The organism is Amycolatopsis nalaikhensis, from assembly GCF_030264295.1.
Lineage (GTDB): Bacteria > Actinomycetota > Actinomycetes > Mycobacteriales > Pseudonocardiaceae > Amycolatopsis > Amycolatopsis nalaikhensis.
The window spans coordinates 8,160,194-8,178,969 of sequence record NZ_CP127173.1 but is presented as its reverse complement, the minus strand read 5'-3'; the positions used below and the strand labels follow the sequence as shown (position 1 = coordinate 8,178,969).

Here is an 18,776-nt window from a genome sequence, read left to right as displayed (position 1 = left end):
ACAACTCTAGGTGATGGCGTCGTGGACGATCTCGCCCGCGCGCACGGTCCGCAGGCACCGGGGCAGTTCGGCGCCCGGTTCGAGCCGCGGCAGCGGCGGCACCCCGGCCCGCGGGTCGGTCGACCAGCGCTGCACGCGGCTGTCCGGCGTCGCGACGACGAGGTCCGTCGCGTCCCAGATCGCGTAGTGCGCCGGCGCGCCTGGGGTGAGGCTGCCGGTGACGCCGTCGTTGACCCCGGCGGCGCGGTGCCCGGCCCGGGTGTGGGCGGTGAACGCCGCCCGCGGTGACAGGCCCGCGCCCGGCGTGCGGTGGTAGGCGGCGGCGCGGACGCTGCCCCACGGGTCCAGCGGGGTCACCGGCGCGTCGGAGCCGAAGGCGAGCAGGACGCCTTCCGCGGCCAGTGCCGAGAACGGGTTCAGCCCGGCCGCGCGGTCGGGGCCGAGCCGCTCGGCGTACATGCCTTCCGGGCCACCCCACAGGGCGTCGAACAGGGGCTGCATCGACGCGACGGCGCCCCAGCCCGCCAGCTGCTTCGCCTGTTCGGCGGTGACCATCTCCAGGTGCTCCAGCCGGTGGTGGCGGGCCGCGAGCGCGCGCTGGCCGACTTCCTTTTCGGCCAGGCGGAAACCTTCGACGACTTCGGCGACGGCGGCGTCGCCGATGACGTGGAACCCGGCCTGCAGCCCGGCTTCGGTGCACGCGGCCAGGTGTTCGCCGATGCGCTGGGCGTCGAGGTAGCGGGTGCCGGAGCCGTCGTGGTCGGCATACGGCGTGGTGAGGGCCGCGGTGTGGGAGCCGAGCGCGCCGTCGACGAACAGGTCACCGGCCAGGCCGCGGGCGCCCAGCTCACGGGCGGTGTCGACGGCGCCGAGTTCGCCCCAGTAGCCGACGACCTCCGGGGTGCCGGGACCGGCGAGGGCGAGCAGGGCGGCGAGGTCGTCGCGGCCGGAGATGTCGGGGCCGGCGCATTCGTGGACGCTGGCGATGCCCTGGCGCGCGGCCTCGGCGAGGAAGGCCCGCTGGGCGCGTTCGCGCTGCTCGGGGGTGACGGCGGCGCGCACGGCCGCGCGGACGGCGTGGTGGGCGGCGCGGGTCAGCGGGCCGTCGGGCGACCAGCCGTCGGCGTCGCGGGCGGCCGGAGCCAGCTCGACCAGCGCGGTCGAGACGAGCGCGGAGTGGACGTCGACGCGGCTGAGGTACACCGGCGCGCCTCCGGCGGCGGCGTCGAGTTCGGCCCGGCTGGGCAGGCGCGGGTCGGCCCAGGTGCTCTCGTCCCAGCCGTGGGCGAGCAGGACCTGGCCGGGGACGACGGCGTCGCGCACGCGGGCCAGCAGGTCGGCGCCGCCGCGGACGCCGGTGAGGTCGAGGCCGGTCAGGTGCAGGCCGGTGGCGGTGGCGTGGACGTGCGCGTCGACGAAGGCGGGGGCGACGAAGGCGCCTTGAAGGTCGACGATCTCGGCGCCGGGGTGCAGGGCGCGGGCGGGGGCGTCCTGGCCGACCCAGACCACGGTGCCGCCGGTGACCGCCATCGCCGTGGCGTCCGGGCCGGCGGGGGTGTAGATGCGCCCGCCGAGCAGGAGCGTCGTGTGTTCGTCCGTCACGCCCCTGAGTCTGCCCCCTGCGTCCACGTGGGGGACGGCGACCCAGCAGGCAGGAAGATTTACTCCGTGAGAACGTTATGACAGGATATTTTCACGCGTTCCCGACGACTAGGAGTACAAGTGACTGCGACCCAGGAACCTGTGACGCCTGCCGCCGCCTTCGACCAGCCCTACGAGTACGCCCGCGCCGAGCTGGTGGAACCCGACTGGCGCCGCTTCCCCGGCTGGCACGACGTGACCGAGGCCGAGTGGCGTGACGCGCAGTGGCAGCGGGTGCACTGCGTCCGCAACGTCAAGCAGCTGCGCGCCCTGATGGGCGACCTGCTGGAGGAGCGCTTCTACGACGACCTGCTCGCCGACCAGCGCGAGATGGCGACGATGTCGATGCTGCTGCCGCCGCAGATGCTCAACACGATGGCGCCGCACGCCGGCACCGACCCGGCCAAGGTGACCGAGGCGTTCTACGCCGACCCGATCCGCCGCTACATGCTCCCGGTGCGCAGCGACCGCGACCCGGTCTGGGCGAGCCACCCGCACTCCGAGCGCGACTCGCTGCACGAGGCCGAGATGTGGGTGGTCGAGGGCCTGACCCACCGCTACCCGACCAAGGTGCTGGCCGAGATGATCTCGACCTGCCCCCAGTACTGCGGCCACTGCACGCGGATGGACCTGGTCGGCAACTCGACCGAGCAGATCGAGAAGCACAAGCTGACGCTCAAGCCGGTCGACCGCCAGGACGCGATGATCGCCTACCTCAAGAAGACCCCGGGCGTCCGCGACGTCGTGGTGTCGGGCGGCGACGTGGCCAACGTGCCGTGGCCGCAGCTGGAGTCGTTCCTGATGCGCCTGATGGACATCGACACCGTCCGCGACATCCGCCTGGCGACCAAGGCCCTGGCGGCGCTCCCCCAGCACTGGATCCAGCCGAAGGTCGTCGAAGGCCTCGAGCGCGTCGCGGTGACGGCCCAGCGGCGTGGGGTCAACCTGGCGATCCACACGCACGTCAACCACGCCCAGTCGGTGACCCCGCTGGTGGCGGAGGCAGCCCAGACGGCGTTGAACGTGGGCGTGCGCGACGTCCGCAACCAGGGCGTGCTGATGCGCGGGGTCAACGCGACCCCGGCGGCGCTGCTGGACCTGTGCTTCGCGCTGCAAGGCGAGGCGAACATCCTGCCGTACTACTTCTACATGTGCGACATGATCCCGAACGCCGAGCACTGGCGGGTCGCGGTGTGGGAGGCCCAGGAGCTGCAGCACGCGATCATGGGCTACCTGCCCGGGTACGCGACGCCGCGCATCGTGTGCGACGTGCCTTATGTCGGGAAGCGGTGGGTGCACCAGCTCGCCGAGTACGACCGGGAGCTGGGGATCTCGTACTGGACCAAGAACTACCGGACCGGCATCGAGCTCGACGACCCGGAGGCCCTGCAGCGGCGGTACCCGTACTACGACCCGATCTCGACACTTCCCGAGGCCGGGCAGCGGTGGTGGAGCACCCAGGGGAACTGACTCCGCGCGGTCACGGAATGGGCCTCAGCCGAGCCGACTGGGGCCCATTCGTGTTTTCCCGCTGGACTGTCGGGGTGACCGGACACCATTTCCGCGCGGGCGATCTTCCGCGTCCCTAATCTCGCGTCATGGCGAAAGGTTTGGTGATCACGGCGATCGGTGTCGTCTCCAGTGTGCTGGGCATCATCACGTTCTTCGGGCCGAAGAACGTCCACGACGTGGCGAAGCCGAGCACGCCGACCAGAAGTGCGACCGCGGCGCCCGCCCCCGTGACGGATCCCGGCGAAGGCAAGTGGGACTACATCCACGCCGCCGACCGGGCCTGCTACGCCGCGACCGGGAAAGTCGGCACCGCCGGGAACTATTCGAAGAAGCAGCCCGGCGTGTGGCCGGCCGCCATCGGAAAATTGCGCGCCGAGATGGTCGAGCAATGGAAAAAAGTCGGCGAACCAGACGATCCCTCCGACCCCGCTTTCGACGATGAAACGAAGAAAGTCTGGGCCGACTACCGGGACGCGAACTGGTGGTGGACGCAGATGACCGGCGAACTGCGGCGCGGGCTGTACGACGACGCGCACGACTCCTACGAGAAGTTCAAGATCTACGACGACAGCGCGATCAAGGGCGCCACCAAGCTGGGCTTCGAGACCTGCAACTACGCCTGGCCGCGGTTCACCGCCTGGTGACGCCCCCGCTCAGTACTCCACCCGGCTGCCCGCGCCCGTCTCCACCGCTCTGGTGTGGACGAAGCGGGCCGCCGCGAGGTCCTGGATCGCCAGGCCCACCGACTCGAACACCGTGATCTCCCCCTCCGACTCCCGCCCCGGGGCCCGGCCCAGCAGGACCTCGCCCAACGGCGTCAGATCCGACGGCCCGATCACCCCCGCGCGGGCCGCGAACACGTAGTCGCCCGCCTCGTTGACCGCCGACTCCAGGGAGTCCACGAACACCCTCGCGGCAGCCATCGTCGGCGGGTCCAGCTCGCGCGTGTGCGCGACGCACGAGCCGACCGCGTTGACGTGCGTGCCCGGGCGCAGCCACTCGCGCCGCAGCACCGGCTCCGGGGCGTTCGTCGCCGTCACCACCACGTCGGCGCCGCGGACCGCCTCCTCCGCCGATGACGCCACCTCGATCGGGAGGTCCAGCTCCGAAGACAGCTCCGCGCACACCTTCGCCGCCCGGACGTGGTCGCGGGCCACCACCCGCACCCGGCGCCACGACCGGACCGCCGCCAACGTGCGGATGTGGGCCGCGCCCTGGACGCCGATGCCGATCACCGTCAGCTCCGCCGCGTCCGGGCGGGCCAGCGTCTCCGTCGCCACCGCCGTCACCGCCGGGGTGCGCAGCTCCGTGAGCACCGACGCGTTCAGCAACGCCAGCGCCTCCCCCGTCTCGCCGCTGAACAGCAGCATCGCGCCCTGGTGGGCGTCCAGTCCGAGTGCGGTGTTGCCCTCGAACAAGCACACGATCTTGACGCCGTACCCCGCGTCGGGCGTGTGGGCGGGCATCATCGCCAGCAGGCCCTTGGCGCCCTCCGGGGCGACCACCGGCCGCAACGGCTGGCACACCTCGCCCCGCGCCAGCGCCATCAGCGCCTCGCGCATCGGCGCCAGTCCCTCCTTCGGCGGGAACAACGCGCGGACGTCGGCCCCGGAGAGCACCAGCAGCGTCATCGCGTGCCCGCGCCGAACAGCTGCTCGTCCAGCCCCGCCGGCCGCACCGCTTCGGGGATCGAGCGCGTGTAGTAGTTCATCGTCACCACCGCGCGCAGCGCGTCGTCGGTCCGCAGCGGCTGGACGTAGTGCGGGTGGAACCGCGCGTCGAAGAAGAACAGCTGCCCCGCGCGCGGGTAGATCACGGCGGCGTCCTCGTCGACTTCGGTCACGTCGCGGGCGTGGCGGTTGCGGGAGACGACCAGGCCGCCGCCGGTCTCCTCCGTGCAGTCGGTCAGGTACAGCAGGCCCTCCATCGGGTTGCTGTCCACGTGGCACGGGTAGCGCATGGTGATCCCGCGCTGCACGTTGAGGCTCAGCGCCCGGTTGGCGGTGCTGGTCAGCTCCAGCGGCTCGTCGATCAGCCGCTCACCCAGCTGCCGGAACCAGCCCGCGTACAGCTCGTTCACCCACGGCGCCTGCTCGACGAGCACCTCGCCGTCGACCGACTCCAGCGGGATGACGGCGTCGGCGGTCTCGCGCGCGGTCGTCATCGTCGGGCGGAAGCTGCGCTGGGCCGCCTGCTGCCGCGCGACGTCCAGCAGGGCATCGGTCCAGCCCTCCGGCAGCGCGCTGCCGACGTCGTAGATGTGCCAGTGGAACGGCAGGTCCCGCGGCGGGGTCCAGCTCGCGAACAAGCCCTGGTCGATCGTCGCCGTCATGGCGTCTCTCCTTCGGTCGATCCGTCCTCAATGGACGTTCAAGTGCGCCCGCAGGCGCTCGGCCACCTCGGCCGTACGGTCGAACGGGAAGCTGTGGCCGCCGTCGAACACGGCCGCGGCGAACCCGGCGCTCGTGTAGCCCGCCCACTCCGCGGTCACCGCCTCGGACGTCGACGGGTCGGCGAGGCCGTGCCAGGCCAGCAGGTCCACCGGCACCGGCTCGGCGCGCACGCGCTGGTATCCGGCCAGCAGCCGCAGATCCTCGCGCAGGGTCGGCACGAACAACGCCCGCATCGGCGAGTTCCGGGCCGCGCGATCGGCGAACCCGAGCGCGACGAGCCCGTCGAGGAACTCGTCGTCCTCGGCGTCCAGCAGCCCCGTCACCGCGGCGCCCGAACTCAGGTGTGGCGGGCGGGCCGCGACGACGACGAGGAACTCCGGCGGCGCCAGCGTGCCCTCGGCACACACCTGCCGCGCCAGCTCGTAGGCAATCAGGGCGCCCATGCTGTGCCCCGCCAACGCGTACGGCTCGTCCGCCGGGATCCGCGCCATCAGCCGGGTGGCGGCCTCGACGAGGCTCGACACCGGCGTGTCGCGGCCGCGACCCGGCAGGTTCAGCGGACGGACAGTCAGCTCGGGAGCCAGCGCGGCCACCCACGGGCGGAACGCGCGGGCCGAGCCGCCGGCCCCGGGCACGCAGAGCAGCTCCACCGGCCCTCCTACTTGTGCAGGCTGCCGGCCGCGACCGGGTGCACGGTCAGCTCGCCGGGCCGTTCGTTGGGCGTCAGCAGCGGGTACAGCGTCCGCCGGACGTCCTGTTCGGACAGTGCGCGGGTCTCGTCGACGTAGACCGCCAGCCCGAGCGCCCCGGCGTGCTCGTTCGCGGGCGGGGTGACGACCGCGCGCAGGACACCGTCGAGCCCTTCGGCCGCCTTCCGCACCGAGGACAGGGACACCTTGTCGCCGCGCACGATGGCGAAGTCGGAGATCCGCCCGCTCAGCCACAGGTAGCCGTCGTCGTCGAGGCGGCCGACGTCGCCGGTGGCGATCGTGTCCGGGCCGACCAGCTTGCCGCGCGACACGCCTTCGCCGACCCCGACCTTGGCCCGGTACACCGTGTCGGCGGTGACGAGCACCTCCTGCTGGTCCGGCCCGCGGCCGACGTCGCGCACCCCGAGCCGGACGCCGTCGAGGGGTGTCCCGGCCGAGGCGTAGCGGCTCGGCCGCTCGCGGTGGGCGGCGAGCGTCGACACGCGCGGCCCGGCTTCGGTGAGCCCGTAGGTCAGGTACAGCTCGAGTCGCGGGTTGTCGGCGAGCAGCCGGGTGGTGCGGGCCGGGTCGAGCGCGTGCCCGCCCACACCCAGCACGCGCAGGCCCGCGGGCAGGCGCCCGTCGTCGGCCTGCAGGTCCGCGACCAGCAAGGGCGTCAGCGCGGACACCGTCACGTCGTGGGCGGCCACCACGTCGCGGTACCCGGCCGGGGTGAACGGCGGGCCGGTGACCACCAGGGACGCGCCGGTGACGAGCCCGGCCAGCACCTGCGCGACCAGGGCGTAGGAGTAGTGCATCGGCAGCGTGACGAGCATCCGGTCCTCGCGCCGCAGCCCGATGCTCGCGGCGTGGCGGGACGCGTTGCGCCGCAACGCGGTGATGTCGTGCAGGCAGCCGGTGGCCATCCCCGACGTGCCCGAGGTCAGCAGGATCGCCTGACCCGGCCGATGGGTCCGAAGTGGACCGTCCGCGAGGTGGGTGAGGGTGACCTGGTCGGTTCCGGTGCTCGCCGCGCGCACGAGCCCGGCCGCGCCCAGGCGGCGGGCGGTCGCGCGCAGCCGGGCCGCCGGGGTCGAGGCCGCCAGCAGCGTCGGCACCAGCCCGGCCAGGACGAGGGCGAAGAACACCCGGATCAGCCGGGTGCCGTTGGGCAGCGCGACCAGCACCACCGAGCCGGGCGCGAACCCAGTCGCGGCGAACCGCTCGGCCAGCTCGCCCACGCCCGCGCAGCCGCCGGTCGCGCCCGGCCACGTCGTGCGGGCCAGCAGGTCCTCGACCTCGCCCGCGGTCACCCCGGTGTTCACGCCGCCTCCAGCAGTTCGCAGGTACCTCGGTGGGTGCCGGACCGGTCGACCTCGTGCGTCACCAGCAGCACCGCCGGGGCCGCGCCGGAAAGCCACCGCGCGGCCAGCACCCGCGCCACCGGCAGGCCTTCCGCCGGCGGCATCGTGAGCAGCAGGCTCGGCCCGTGCAGCCCGAACTGCAGGCAGCTCAAACCGACGAGCGTGCCGGGGCTCGCCGCGACGAACCGCAACGGCGACACCGTGCCCTTGCCGACGTCGGCCGCGACCCGGCGCAGCGTGTCGCCGGTGGCGTACTCGCTGACCCCCAGCACGGCCAGCGGCCCGCGGTCGCCGGGCCAGTCCCGCAGGGCCCGGCCGACCAGGTCGCACACCAGCCACGCGGCCGGGTCGGCGTAGCGGACCTGGGCGTCGGGCGGGCGGGGCGCGTCCGGGGCGCGGGTCCCGGTGGTGATCACCTCAGGCATCGGGCCCCCGTTCGAACAGCAGGCACGTGTTGAACCCCCCGAAGCCGAGGGTCAGCGAGATCCCGAAGTCGCCCTCGACCGCGTGCGGCGCGTCCCGCGCGACCGGCAGCCGCAGCTCCGGCATCGGCCGGGTCAGCCCGAGCACCGGCGGCACCGTCCGGTCCCGCAACGCCAGCAGCAGCGTGATCGCTTCGACGACGCCGGTCGCGCCCAGCGAGTGGCCCAGCGCGCCCTTGGTCGCGAACACCACCGGCGGGCGTTCGAGGTCTCCGAACAGCCCGGACAGGCAGGTGGCTTCGGCTTCGTCGTTGAGGACCGTCGCGGTTCCGTGGGCGTTGACCACGGCGACGTCGGCCAGTCCCAGCCCGGCCACCTCGACGCTGCGGCGGACCGCCCGCGCGGCCGCCTCGCCGTCGCTCTTCGGCGCGGTCATCCCGGCCGCGTCGTTGGTGGACCCCCAGCCGCGCAGGTAACCCAGCGGGCGGGCCCCGCGCCGTCGCGCCGACTCCTCGCGTTCCAGCACGACGTAGGCGGCGCCGTCGCCGGGCAGCATCCCGGATCGTTCGGTGTCGAACGCGCGGTGCAGCGTCGGCGACAGCGTGCCGAGCAGCGAATGCCCGAGCCGTTTGCCTTCGGTCAGCAGGTCGACGCCCCCGGCGACGACCACGTCGGCGTAGCCCGCCTCCAGAAGCTCGGCCGCGACGGCGATCGCGTCGGAACCCGACGAGCACGCCGTCGACAGCGAAACCGGCGCCCGGGTCAGGCCGAGCCGCTTGGCCGCCTCGGCCGTCCAGTCGTGCAGGGACCCCGGATCCGGGTCGTCGATGTGCGGGCCCAGGCTGGTGCCGAGCACCAGGACCGGGTCGGCGTCCTCGGCTCGCAGTCCCGCGTCGCGCAATGCGGCTTCGGCGGTGAGCGTGGCGAGTTCGACGTGCCGCTCGCGCGGGCCGCCGTCGGCGGGACCGTCGGGCAGCAGGCCCGCGACGAAGCTGCGCAGCACCGTCGCCCCCGGGACCACGCGGTGGCCCGACCGCCCGGCGAGCAGGTCGGCCCACACCTCGTCCCGGTCGGCGCCGAGTGACGTGCGCCAGGCGGCGCCCGTCACGCAGAACACCCGGTCGCGGTGCCGTCCTGCGGTCAGCACGGGACCTGCTCGACGATCGCGAACGCGTTGGTGCCCCCGATCCCGGCCGACATGACCCCGGCCCGGCGCGGACCCGGCGGCGTCCAGTCCCGGCCCTCGGGCAGGATCGAGAACCGGTCGCCGCCCGCGGTCAGCTCCTCGATCGGGTCGGCGGTGTTCGGGGTCGCGGGCAGGTACCCGTGCTCCACCGCGTAGGCGGTCTTGATCAGCGCGGCCAGCCCGGCGGCGGTGTCGGTGTGCCCGATGCTCGCCTTCACCGACCCCACGGCCAGCGGCTGGCCCGCCGAGCCGAGTGCCTCGGTCAGCGCGGTCGCCTCGATCTGGTCGTTCATCGGGATGCCGACGCCGTGCGCCTCGACGTAGCCGAGGTCGGCGCCGGTCACCCCGGCCTCGGCCAGTGCCCGCTCGACGACCCGGATCTTGCCGGGCACGCCGGGGATGGTGAACCCGGCCTTCTGCCTGCCGTCGTTGTCGACGACCGTCGAGCGGATCACGGCGTGGATCGGGTCGCCGTCGGCGAGGGCGTCCTCGAGCCGCCGCAGCAGGACCGCGCCGACGCCGTCGCCGGGGACCGTGCCGGTGGAGGCCCGGTCGAACGGGCGGCAGACGCCTTCGCTGGAGTAGATGCCGTTGGGCGTGTACTCGTAGGTGCCGTCGGTCTCCATCACCGCGACGCCGCCGGCGAAGGCGTAGTCGCTGGCGCCCAGCCGCAGGCTCTGGCAGGCCAGGTGCACCACGACCAGCCCGGTCGCGCACGAGGCGTCGATCATGATGCTTTCGGCCTGCAGGTCGTGGAAGTAGGAGAAGTGCGGGCCCGCGAACGTCGCGTCCAGGTCCGCGGTCTCCTCGAAGGTGCCGCGCACGACGTGCTTGGTGCGCGACACCCCGGCGTAGACCGCCGTCGAGCGGCCGATGTCCGACAGCCGCAGCCCGGCGTCCTCGGCCGCCGCCCACATCGCCTCGAAGAGCATGCCGTGCTGCGGGTCCCGCTCGGCCGTCTCGCGCGTGTAGCCGACCAGCCCGGCGTCGTAGAGGTCGCGGTCGGGAATGAAGCCCCACGCCGCGATGTCGCGCGGCCCGTCCCCCGGCGGCACCGGCGCGCCGCGGGTGAACCGGTCCCGGCCGGACCGCAGGTTGTCCCAGAACTGCGACGCGCTCCCGGCGCCGGCGTACCGGCAGCCCATCCCGACGATCGCGATGGCGTCGGATCCCGGCTTCCCGCTCATGCCGCGGCCTCCATTTCCTCGACGGTCTCCGGCACGGCCCGCTCGGCGGGCAGCGTCCGGCGCAGCCCCAGCACCAGCACGGTCGCGACGACGCTGAGCGCGATCATCACGCCGACGAACACGGCACCGGACCCGAACGGCAGCAGCGCGCCGGCCAGCGACGGGCCGATCACGGCGCTGGTGGACAGGGTGATCGAGAACAAGGCGTTCGCCCGGCCCCGCAGGTCTTCCCCGACCGCGTTGTTCAGCAGCGTCGTCAGCAGCGGGACGACCAGCGACTCCCCGATCGACAGCAGGATCACCGCGACCGTGGCCAGCACCAGCGCCGTCATGCCCGTGTGGCCGCCGGCCAGGAGCACGAACACCCAGCAGGCCGCGAACATCACGCCGCTGCCGGCGACCAGCAGTGTCCGGGAGAACCGCTCCAGGTGCGGCATCACCGCGAACTGCACGACCGCGCAGAGGATGATGTTGACGGCGAAGGCGAACGACAGCCCGCTCGCGGTGATCGCGCCGGTCTGCGTCAGGTAGCCGGGCAGCCCGGCGCGGAACTGGCCGAAGGACACCAGCGCCGAGAGCAGCAGCACCGCGAGCAGGGCCAGCAGGGCGGGCTGGCGCAGCACGGCCCGGTAGCTGCCGCGGCCGCCGCCTGCCTGGCTTTCCTTGTGGTGCACCCGGTTCGGCAGCACCTTCACCGTCGCCACGGCCATCACGAAGAACGTGGCCGCGTCGATCGAGTACATCAGGAAGTACCGCCCGACCGGGCTGAGGAACGCCAGCGCGGCGAACACGCCGCCGAGGATCACGCCGATCCCCATCGCCACGTTCAGCACGCCGTAGTCCGCGGAGTAGGCGGTCTCGCGCTGCTCGGGGGTGGTCGTCGCGCCGTAGGCCGCGCGCACGGCAGTGCCGACCCCGCTGATGCCGAACCCGAACACCACCGCGGCGGTGACCGCCACCCACGCCTGACCGGCGAAGGCGAACAGCAGCGTCCCGATGCCGGCGTTCACGTTGGACAGCGGCACGACGACGTTGTAGGGCAGCCGGTCGAGCAGCGCGCCGTAGGCCAGGCCGCCGAAGACGGCCGCGAACGCCTGCACGGCCAGCGTCGCCGCGGGTACCCAGGTCGGCAGGTGCCGGACCTCGGTGAGGTAGATCCAGAGGAAGGGCATCACCATGCCCGCGCCCAGCGCGCTGATCCCGTTGGTGGCGATCAGCAGCCGCGCGGCCCGCGGCAGCGCCGCGATCCGCTTCAGGCCCTTCATGCCGCGTTCGCCTCCAGCCGGGCGGACACGGCGGCGACCAGCGTCGCCACCGTCTGGTGGTCGAAGAGCATGCGGACCGGCAGCCGGGTGCCGACCGCGCGGCCGAGGGCGGCCATGATCCGGGTCGCGCCGAGGGAGTTGCCGCCGACGGAGAACCAGTGGTCGTCGTCGGTGAAGCGGTCGTGGCCCAGCACGCGGGCCCACGTCTCGCGGACCAGGGTGGTGAGGTCGGGGTGCGGTGTGGTCACGGCTGGGCTTCCTTCTCTCGGGACTGTTCGGCGAGGTGGTCGGCGAGACGGCGCGGGGTGGGGTGGCCGTAGAGGTCGCGGATGCCGACCGTCAGGCCGGCCTCCCGCAGGGCGGCCAGTGTCTTCGCGGCGAGCAGCGAGTTGCCGCCGGAGTCGAAGAAGTGGTCGTCCGGGCCGACGCCGTCGCCGAGGACCGCGCGCCACGCGGCCAGCACGACGTCCGCGTCGCGGTCGGTGTCCGTGACGACCGGGGTGCCGCCGAGCACCGGCTCGGGCAGGGCGGCTTCGTCGAGCTTCCCGTTGACCGTCAAGGGAAGCGCGGGCACGGCCGTGAACGTGGTGGGCACCATGTACGCGGGCAGCAGCGCGGCCGCGCGGGTCCGCAGCCCGGCCGTCGCCGAGGCGGGAGTGCCGTCGGCCAGGACGACGTAGGCGTCGAGGCGCGCTTCGGCGGTGCCCGGGGCGGCGAGCACGACGGCCGCCGCGACGACCTCCGGCTCGGCCAGCAGGACCCTGCGGATCTCGTCCAGCTCGATCCGGTAGCCGCGCAGCTTGACCTGGCTGTCGAGCCGGCCGAGGTGTTCGAGCCGCCCGTCGGGCAGCAGCCGGCCCAGGTCGCCGCTGAGGTAGCGCCGCTGCCCGGTCGCCGGGTCGGTGACGAACCGCTGCGCGGTCAGCTCGGCCCGCCCCAGGTAGCCGTGCGCGAGCCCGGCCCCGCCGACGGCGATCTCCCCGGGCACACCCGGCGGCAGGGGGCGCAGGCGCGGGTCGACGACGCTGATCTGCCAGCCGGGGATGGCCCGGCCGACCGAGCGCGACCCGGCGAGCGCGTCCGCGCGGGTCACGGTCTGGGCGGTGACGTGGACGGTGGTTTCGGTGATGCCGAACATGTTCACCAGCCGGCACCGCGTCTCCGGGTACCGATCGAACCACGGCAGGAGCGCGAAGGCGTCCAGGGGTTCGCCGCCGAAGATCACCAGCCGCAGCGCGAGGTCGTCGAAGCGCCGCAGCTGTGTTTCGGTCACCTGAGCGAAGCTCGACGGCGTCTGGTTGAGGACGGTGACGCGTTCGTCCCGCAGCAGCGCGGCGAACTCGTCCGGCTCACGCCGGGTCCACTCCGGCACGACGACCAGGCGGCCGCCGGTGAGCAGGCAGCCCCAGATCTCCCAGACGGAGAAGTCGAACGCGACCGAGTGGAACCACGTCCAGACGTCGTCCTCGCCGAGCCCGAAGCCGTCGGCGGTGCCGGTGATGAGGTCGACGACGTTGCGGTGCGGGACGACGACGCCCTTGGGCCGCCCGGTGGAGCCGGAGGTGTAGATGACGTAGGCCGGGTCGTCCGGCGCGGCGAGCGCGGCCGGGACCGGGCCGTCGGCGGGCAGCTCGGCCGCGGTGACGCAGGGACGCCCGGGCAGGCGCTGCGCGGCGGTGCCGTCGGTGACGACGAGGGTCAGCCCGGCGTCGTCGGCGATGTAGGCCAGCCGCTGGTCGGGGTAGGCCGGGTCGAGCGGGACGTAGACCGCACCGGCCCGCAGCACGCCGAGCAGGATCGCGACCAGTTCGGCGCCGCGCTCGTGCACGATCCCGACCCGGTCGCCGGGCCGGACCCCGCGTTCGCGCAGGCCCGCGGCGTACCGCTCGGCTCGCTCGGCCAGTTCGGTGTAGCCGAGCCGGCCGTCCTCACCGGACACCGCCGCGGCGCCGAGGCGCAGCGCGACCTGCTCGGCGAAGACGTCGGTGATCGTGCGCGGGTCCCCCGTGGCTTCCGGGGCCGCCACCGGCGGTGCTTCGAGGGCGATGTCGGACAGCGGCCGGTCCTGGTCGCCGTTGCGCAGTTCGTCGAGCACAGCGGCCAGGTGGCGGCCGAGCTGGTCGGCGGCCCACGGCGCGACGGCGTCGGCGGCGAAGTGGCCGGTGGCCCGTTCCCCGTGGATGTGCACGGTCAGGGCGTAGGGCGTGGCCGGTGCCGAGCGGAGCCGTTCGGGTACGAGCTGTTCCTCGACCACGATGCCGACCGTGGGCCGGTCACGGGTGGTTCCGGCGGGAGCGGTGGCCGTCTGCTTGCGGAACACGCCGACCGGCTGGTCTTCTTCGACCGTGACGAGCACGGCCCCGCCGGGCACCCCGAACGCCACCGTGGTGGTCCGGGCGTAGCGGCTGAAGACGAGGCCGAGCGCCGCGAGCACGTCGGCGGGATCGGCCCGCCCCAAGTCCACAGTGGAGGGACGTGACGGTCCGGCCAGGTGCGTGAGCGGGTCCCGGACGGCCGCCGCTTCGGCCAGCGGGCCCCGGGGCTCCGGTACCGGCACGTCCGCGATTTCGCCGTCGATGACCGCGAGGGCGAGCGCGTCGGGGACCGGCGCGGTCACGACCAGCTCGCGGTCGCCGTTGTCGAAGGACAGGACGACGAGCCGGGCGGGGCCGGGGCTGCCGCGGCGCAGTTCGCGCTCGCGCCACCGGTCCGCATCCGCGCTGGGCACGCGCTGGAACCACGCGGTGGTGCCCAATGCGGATGCGCGGGCGACGATGGTCTCGTCGCCGAGCCCGGTGGGCAGCCGGTACAGGGCCGCGCCCATGGAGACGTTCTGCACTGCTCCTCCTCGCCCGCTTCAGCGGCTCGTGAACCCGCCGTCGACGGTGACGACCCCGCCGGTGGCGTGCCGGGACTCGCCGGTGGCGAGCCAGACGACGGCCGCGGCGACGTCGGCGGCCTCGACGAGCTCGTTGGTGGGCTGGTCGCGCACGAACGTCGTCTCGTGCTCGGCGACGTCCAGCCCGAGCGCGCGGGCGATCTCCGACAGCATCCGGCCTTCCAGCGCCGGGTCGTCGCGGACCGAGCCGGGGCACACGGCGTTGACGCGGACCTTGTGCGGCGCGAGGTCGAGCGCGGCGGCCCTGGTCAGCCCGAGCACGCCGTGCTTGGCCGCGACGTAGCCGGCGAAGTTGCGGTACCCGACCAGGCCCGCGGTCGAGGCGATGGTGACGATGCTGCCGGAGCGCTGGGCGATCATCGTGGGGGCCACGGCCTTCACCGCCCGCCACGGGCCGGACAGGTCGACGTCGAGCATCAGGTCCCACTCGGGCTCGGTCATCTCGTGGACCGCCTTGCCCGAGGGCGCGGCGATGCCGGCGTTGTTGACCAGCACGTCGATGCGGCCGAAGCGGTCGACGGTCTTGCGGGCCACGGCTTCCAGCGCGCCGAGGTCGCGGACGTCGGCGGCCACGACGAGCGTCGCCGCCCCGAGGTCCGTGCACAACGCGGCCGTGTGGTCCAGTTGGCTGGCCGTGCCCGCCGGGTAGCCGAGGCCCTCGATCGGCGCGGCGACGTCGAGCAGCACCAGGTCCGCGCCTTCGGCGGCCAGTGCGGTCGCGCAGGCCCGGCCGATCCCCCGTGCGGCGCCGGTGACGATCGCGGTCCGTCCGGTGAGCCGGCCGGTCACGACCGGGCTCCTTCGCCGGCGAGCTCACGCTCCAGCAGCGCGACCAGCGGGCGCCACTGCTCGACCAGGTACATGTGGCCGCCGGGGAACTCCCGGGTCGTACACCCCGCCGACGTCACCTCGCGCCAGCGCCCTGCCGCTTCCGCGGACACCAGCGTGTCGTTCTCGCCGCGCACGGAAACCACCGGGAAGGCCACCGGTGGCGGGTCGCCGGGCCGGTAGCTCTCGTCGACGGCGACGTCGCCGCGCAGAGCGGGCAAGAGCAGCTCGCGCAGGTCGGGGTCGTCGAGGGCGGCGTGCCGGTACCCGGCCAGCTCGGCGACGGCCACCACGAACTCGTCGTCGGGCAGCCCCCCGATCGGGGCCGACCGCGGCACGCCGGGCCGCGGGGCGCCACTGGCGAACAGGGTCAGCTCCGTGCCGGGCCGTTCCCGTGCCACCAGCCGCGCGACCTCGTAGGCCACCAGGGCGCCGAAGGAGTGGCCGAAGACGCCGACGCGCTCGGCGGTGCCCACTTCGCGCAGGACGTCTTCGGCGACGGCGTCGAGCAGCTGCGCCATCGTGGTCGCCGGTGGCTCGGCGAACCGCCGTTCCTTGCCGGGCAGCTCGACCGCGGCGAACCGGATCGACGGCGCCGCCTCCGGCCAGGCCTGGAAGAAGCTCGGTCCCGCCCCGGCGGGCGGGAAGCACAGCACGGGCACGCCAGCGCTCATCGTCATCCCCTCACTCGAACCGGTTGCCTTCGGCGGTGAACGCGTCCGCGGCGAGGTAGGCCGCGCGCAGCTCGTCCCCGGTGGCGCCGTCGAGCCAGACGTTCTGCAGGCGGCCGTTGGTGCCGGTCCGGTAGTCGGGCTCGTCGCCGACCGCGCACCGGACGTCGACCCGCCACACGCCGGGCTGCCGCATCAGCTCGGCGGGGTCGGCCAGCGCGGTGATCCGCCCGCCGGTCGTCGGGCAGTGGGTGAACGCGCAGGCCGCGTAGCCGTCGGCGACCACCGGGCGGCGTTCGGCCTTGCCGACGGCCGCCTCCAGCACCAGCCGGACCGGGTTGAGCTCGCTCAGGTGCGGCACGATCGACGAGAGGAACCCGCCGAGGCGGCCGTTGACCTCGATCAGCCGCGGCCCGGTCGCCGTCAGCTTGAACTCCAGGTGCGAGACCCCGGTGGTGACGCCCAAGGCGCTCAGGATCGCCCCGGCGCGCTCACCCGCCAGCCGCTGGGTTTCCCACGGCAGCAGCGAGGGCCCGGTCATCCCGGTCTCGCGCAGCGGCGGGATCAGCGGGAACCGGTCCGACACCCAGAAGGGCCAGTGGTCGTCTTCGCCGAGGGAGAGGACTTCCACCGAGAAGTGGTCGCTCAGCCAGTCGCCCGCCGGGTGCGGGACGCCGATCAGGCGTTCCTCCAGCAGCCACTTCTGCGCGCCGCTGGACCCGTGGCCCAGCCGGAAGTTGCCGCGGCTGGTGGGCGCGGTGCCGGTGGCTTCGGCCAGCGCGGCCCGCAGCCCGGCTTCGTCGTCGACGGTGTAGACGTTGAGGCTTCCGTTGCCCCGCACCGGCTTCAGCACCGCGGGGAAGCCGACGGCCGCGATCGCGGCCACCAGCCCGGCCTCGTCGGTGAACGCCGCCGCCCGCACGCCCAGCCCGGTGTCCGCGAGCCGGGCGCGCTGGACGTCCTTGTGCGTCACCGCTTCGGCGGCCGCTTCGGAGTGGTAGGGCAGGTCGAGGCGGGCGGCGACCGCGGCGACGAGCGGGATCCACTCGTCCTCGAGCGTCACCACGCCGTCGACCTCGAGGGCGGCCAGCTCGGCGGCGACGTCGGCCGCGGGACGGCCGGCCGCGTCGACGACCTCGGCCAGGTCCGCCACGCCTTCGCGCTCCTCGGCCGTCCACGGCTGCGGGCCGGCGTTGACCACCACGAGCTCGCACCAGTCCGCCGCGGCGTCGAGCAGGTCCGGCAGCCCGGACGCGTCGGCCGATTCGAACACCGCCACCTTGGTCATGACCCGGCCTCCCGCCGTTTCGCGTACCTGCGGGTCTCGCCGTCGGAGCCGAGGAACGCGAACCCGGTCTTCTCCAGCACCCGCCGCGACGGCAGGTGGTCTTCGTCGGTTTCGGCGCGCACCGCGGTGACGCCGGGCTGGCGGAACGTCCACGCCAGCAACGCTTCGACGACTTCGGTGGCCAAGCCGCGGCCCTGGTAGGCCTCGATCAGGCCGTAGCCGATCTCGGCCTCGCCCGCCGCGTCCGGGGCCGAGTGGAACCCGATGTCGCCGACGGCGAGCCCGGACGCGCGGTCGACGACCTGGTAGAGCCCGAAGCCGGGCCGGTAGGCGTCGGCGGCGACCATCCGCACCACGAGCTTCGCGCCGCCGACGGTGCCGTCGAACGGGTAGCCGGGCGCCCACGCCCACCGGTCCGCCGCGGGTTCGCCGGCGATGATCGCCCGCACCTCGTCGAACGGGACCTCCCGCAGGGTCGTCCGCCGTGTCTCCAGCACGGTCAGCGGGGCCACGTGGGGGTGCTTGGTTTCCTGCGTCATGCCGCCTCTTCGTCAGGGGTCACCGCGCTCATCGCGCGGTAGACCTCGGTGTTCTGCAACCACAGCTTCGGGAACAGCGGGCGCACCGCGAGCCGCTCCAGGTCGGAGATGGACTTGCCGCGCATGCTCGTCGGCCGCTCGCCCGCGTCGGTCTCCTCGTCGGCGGCGCGGGGCTGGCCCCCGAGCATCTGCCAGACGAGGTTGATGTGGACCTGTTTCCACTCGAGGACCTGCGAGTCGAGCCGCTGCAGGCCGGTCATGACGTCGGCGAGCTGCATCGTGGCCGGGGCGGCGGAGGTGTCCGGGCCGGTGGCCTCCACCAGGTCGGCGAAGGTGACCCCGGCGGCGGCGACGGCCGCTTCGAACTCGGCCCAGACCGCGTGCGCGGCGCGGCGGATGTTGCGCGAGCCGGGCGACGCGAGCCCCGAGGCCGCTCCGGCCAGGTACTGGCGCATCCGCAGGAACGACACCTGGGTGAGGGAGTTCATCATGACGCGCAGGCATTCGACGGTCAGCGCCGCGGTGTCGGTGCAGCGCACGAGGTGCCTGCTGGCGGTGATCGGGTCGCCCTTGGCCAGTGCCCCGGTCAGGTCGCAGAGGCTGTGGTGCACCGCGACCCAGCAGTACTCGGTCAGCAGGTGCACGATCTGGAAGAAGCGGTGGTCGGAGTGCAGCAGCTCGTCCTCGGGAATCAACGCCGACAGCGCCGCGGTCAGCCTGATCTCGGTCTCGTAACCACTGCCGCGGTCGAATTCGTACCGCAGGCGCGGATTCGACTGGGACGGATTGAGCGTCCGCACCTTGCGGTCGCCTTCTTCGCCTTCCCACGGTGCCACGAAAAGACCCCCCAAAGCGTGAATTCGGCGGCAGATCACCGCTGGTGTCCCAGCGT

The 18,776-nt window shown here is 73.7% G+C and carries 18 protein-coding genes; 2 read left to right on the top strand and 16 right to left on the bottom strand.

Translation table 11 applies throughout. The features are described from left to right. Nucleotides 1-6: 6 nt before the first annotated feature. Nucleotides 7-1,602, bottom strand: coding sequence for an amidohydrolase (locus QP939_RS39850; protein WP_285451709.1), 1,596 nt, complete (start codon nt 1,600-1,602; stop codon nt 7-9). A gap of 120 nt (nt 1,603-1,722) precedes the next feature. On the opposite strand from QP939_RS39850, the gene QP939_RS39845 reads away from it, so the two are divergent. Further along, the gene (locus QP939_RS39845) at nt 1,723-3,111 is read left to right on the top strand and encodes a KamA family radical SAM protein (RefSeq protein WP_285451708.1); all 1,389 of its coding nucleotides are present in this window, start codon (nt 1,723-1,725) and stop codon (nt 3,109-3,111) included. Between the two features lie 143 nt (nt 3,112-3,254). Beyond that, nucleotides 3,255-3,797, top strand: a complete 543-nt coding sequence (locus tag QP939_RS39840; protein ID WP_285451707.1) for a hypothetical protein — start codon at nt 3,255-3,257, stop codon at nt 3,795-3,797. 9 nt (nt 3,798-3,806) lie between these two features. Here QP939_RS39840 and QP939_RS39835 read toward each other — a convergent pair whose 3' ends face one another. The 15 genes from QP939_RS39835 to QP939_RS39765 are packed head-to-tail and all read right to left on the bottom strand — an operon-like array spanning nt 3,807 to nt 18,720. Further along, a complete protein-coding gene (locus QP939_RS39835; RefSeq protein WP_285451706.1) occupies nt 3,807-4,784 on the bottom strand; it encodes an ornithine cyclodeaminase family protein in 978 nt (325 codons plus the stop codon). Continuing rightward, complete coding sequence (locus QP939_RS39830; RefSeq protein ID WP_285451705.1) at nt 4,781-5,485, bottom strand: 2OG-Fe(II) oxygenase family protein; 705 nt, start codon at nt 5,483-5,485, stop codon at nt 4,781-4,783. The genes QP939_RS39835 and QP939_RS39830 overlap by 4 nt, the downstream gene beginning before the upstream one ends. A gap of 27 nt (nt 5,486-5,512) precedes the next feature. Then, nucleotides 5,513-6,196 carry a thioesterase II family protein gene (locus QP939_RS39825; protein ID WP_285451704.1) on the bottom strand — a complete coding sequence of 228 codons (684 nt, stop codon included), beginning with the start codon at nt 6,194-6,196 and terminating at the stop codon, nt 5,513-5,515. An 8-nt stretch (nt 6,197-6,204) separates the two neighbouring features. Further along, nucleotides 6,205-7,560: an adenylate-forming 2-oxoglutaryl-ACP ligase AmcH gene (gene amcH / locus QP939_RS39820; protein WP_285451703.1), complete on the bottom strand. Its 1,356-nt coding sequence runs from the start codon at nt 7,558-7,560 to the stop codon at nt 6,205-6,207. Beyond that, nucleotides 7,557-8,024, bottom strand: a complete 468-nt coding sequence (gene amcG / locus QP939_RS39815; protein ID WP_285451702.1) for a cispentacin moiety biosynthesis protein AmcG — start codon at nt 8,022-8,024, stop codon at nt 7,557-7,559. The genes amcH and amcG overlap by 4 nt, the downstream gene beginning before the upstream one ends. After that, entirely contained in the window at nt 8,017-9,168 is a 1,152-nt protein-coding gene (gene amcF, locus QP939_RS39810) for a cispentacin biosynthesis acyltransferase subunit AmcF (RefSeq protein ID WP_285451700.1), read from the bottom strand. The genes amcG and amcF overlap by 8 nt, the downstream gene beginning before the upstream one ends. Continuing rightward, nucleotides 9,162-10,394: a beta-ketoacyl [acyl carrier protein] synthase domain-containing protein gene (locus QP939_RS39805; protein ID WP_285451699.1), complete on the bottom strand. Its 1,233-nt coding sequence runs from the start codon at nt 10,392-10,394 to the stop codon at nt 9,162-9,164. Before QP939_RS39805 ends, amcF begins: the two co-directional genes overlap by 7 nt. After that, complete coding sequence (locus QP939_RS39800) at nt 10,391-11,659, bottom strand: MFS transporter (RefSeq protein WP_285451698.1); 1,269 nt, start codon at nt 11,657-11,659, stop codon at nt 10,391-10,393. Before QP939_RS39800 ends, QP939_RS39805 begins: the two co-directional genes overlap by 4 nt. After that, on the bottom strand, nt 11,656-11,907 hold the full coding sequence (locus tag QP939_RS39795) for an acyl carrier protein (RefSeq protein WP_285451697.1): 252 nt from the start codon (nt 11,905-11,907) through the stop codon (nt 11,656-11,658). The genes QP939_RS39800 and QP939_RS39795 overlap by 4 nt, the downstream gene beginning before the upstream one ends. Beyond that, complete coding sequence (locus QP939_RS39790) at nt 11,904-14,498, bottom strand: non-ribosomal peptide synthetase (protein WP_285451696.1); 2,595 nt, start codon at nt 14,496-14,498, stop codon at nt 11,904-11,906. Before QP939_RS39790 ends, QP939_RS39795 begins: the two co-directional genes overlap by 4 nt. Nucleotides 14,499-14,516: 18 nt before the next feature. Then, the gene (locus QP939_RS39785; protein WP_285451695.1) at nt 14,517-15,347 is read right to left on the bottom strand and encodes an SDR family oxidoreductase; all 831 of its coding nucleotides are present in this window, start codon (nt 15,345-15,347) and stop codon (nt 14,517-14,519) included. Then, complete coding sequence (locus QP939_RS39780; RefSeq protein ID WP_285451694.1) at nt 15,344-16,060, bottom strand: thioesterase II family protein; 717 nt, start codon at nt 16,058-16,060, stop codon at nt 15,344-15,346. Before QP939_RS39780 ends, QP939_RS39785 begins: the two co-directional genes overlap by 4 nt. Before the next feature lie 10 nt (nt 16,061-16,070). Beyond that, nucleotides 16,071-17,345: an ATP-grasp domain-containing protein gene (locus tag QP939_RS39775; protein ID WP_285451692.1), complete on the bottom strand. Its 1,275-nt coding sequence runs from the start codon at nt 17,343-17,345 to the stop codon at nt 16,071-16,073. Then, complete coding sequence (locus tag QP939_RS39770) at nt 17,342-17,884, bottom strand: GNAT family N-acetyltransferase (protein WP_285451691.1); 543 nt, start codon at nt 17,882-17,884, stop codon at nt 17,342-17,344. Before QP939_RS39770 ends, QP939_RS39775 begins: the two co-directional genes overlap by 4 nt. Then, nucleotides 17,881-18,720: a hypothetical protein gene (locus QP939_RS39765; RefSeq protein ID WP_285451690.1), complete on the bottom strand. Its 840-nt coding sequence runs from the start codon at nt 18,718-18,720 to the stop codon at nt 17,881-17,883. Before QP939_RS39765 ends, QP939_RS39770 begins: the two co-directional genes overlap by 4 nt. Between the last annotated feature and the right edge of the window lie 56 nt (nt 18,721-18,776).

Excerpts from the sequence above, each read along its gene's own strand:
- amcG (WP_285451702.1), bottom strand. The coding sequence starts at position 8,024 with ATGCCTGAGGTGATCACCACCGGGACCCGCGCCCCGGACGCGCCCCGC.
- QP939_RS39835 (WP_285451706.1), bottom strand. The coding sequence starts at position 4,784 with ATGACGCTGCTGGTGCTCTCCGGGGCCGACGTCCGCGCGTTGTTCCCG.
- QP939_RS39800 (WP_285451698.1), bottom strand. The coding sequence starts at position 11,659 with ATGAAGGGCCTGAAGCGGATCGCGGCGCTGCCGCGGGCCGCGCGGCTG.
- QP939_RS39770 (WP_285451691.1), bottom strand. The coding sequence starts at position 17,884 with ATGACGCAGGAAACCAAGCACCCCCACGTGGCCCCGCTGACCGTGCTG.
- QP939_RS39780 (WP_285451694.1), bottom strand. The coding sequence starts at position 16,060 with ATGAGCGCTGGCGTGCCCGTGCTGTGCTTCCCGCCCGCCGGGGCGGGA.
- QP939_RS39775 (WP_285451692.1), bottom strand. The coding sequence starts at position 17,345 with ATGACCAAGGTGGCGGTGTTCGAATCGGCCGACGCGTCCGGGCTGCCG.
- QP939_RS39830 (WP_285451705.1), bottom strand. The coding sequence starts at position 5,485 with ATGACGGCGACGATCGACCAGGGCTTGTTCGCGAGCTGGACCCCGCCG.
- QP939_RS39805 (WP_285451699.1), bottom strand. The coding sequence starts at position 10,394 with ATGAGCGGGAAGCCGGGATCCGACGCCATCGCGATCGTCGGGATGGGC.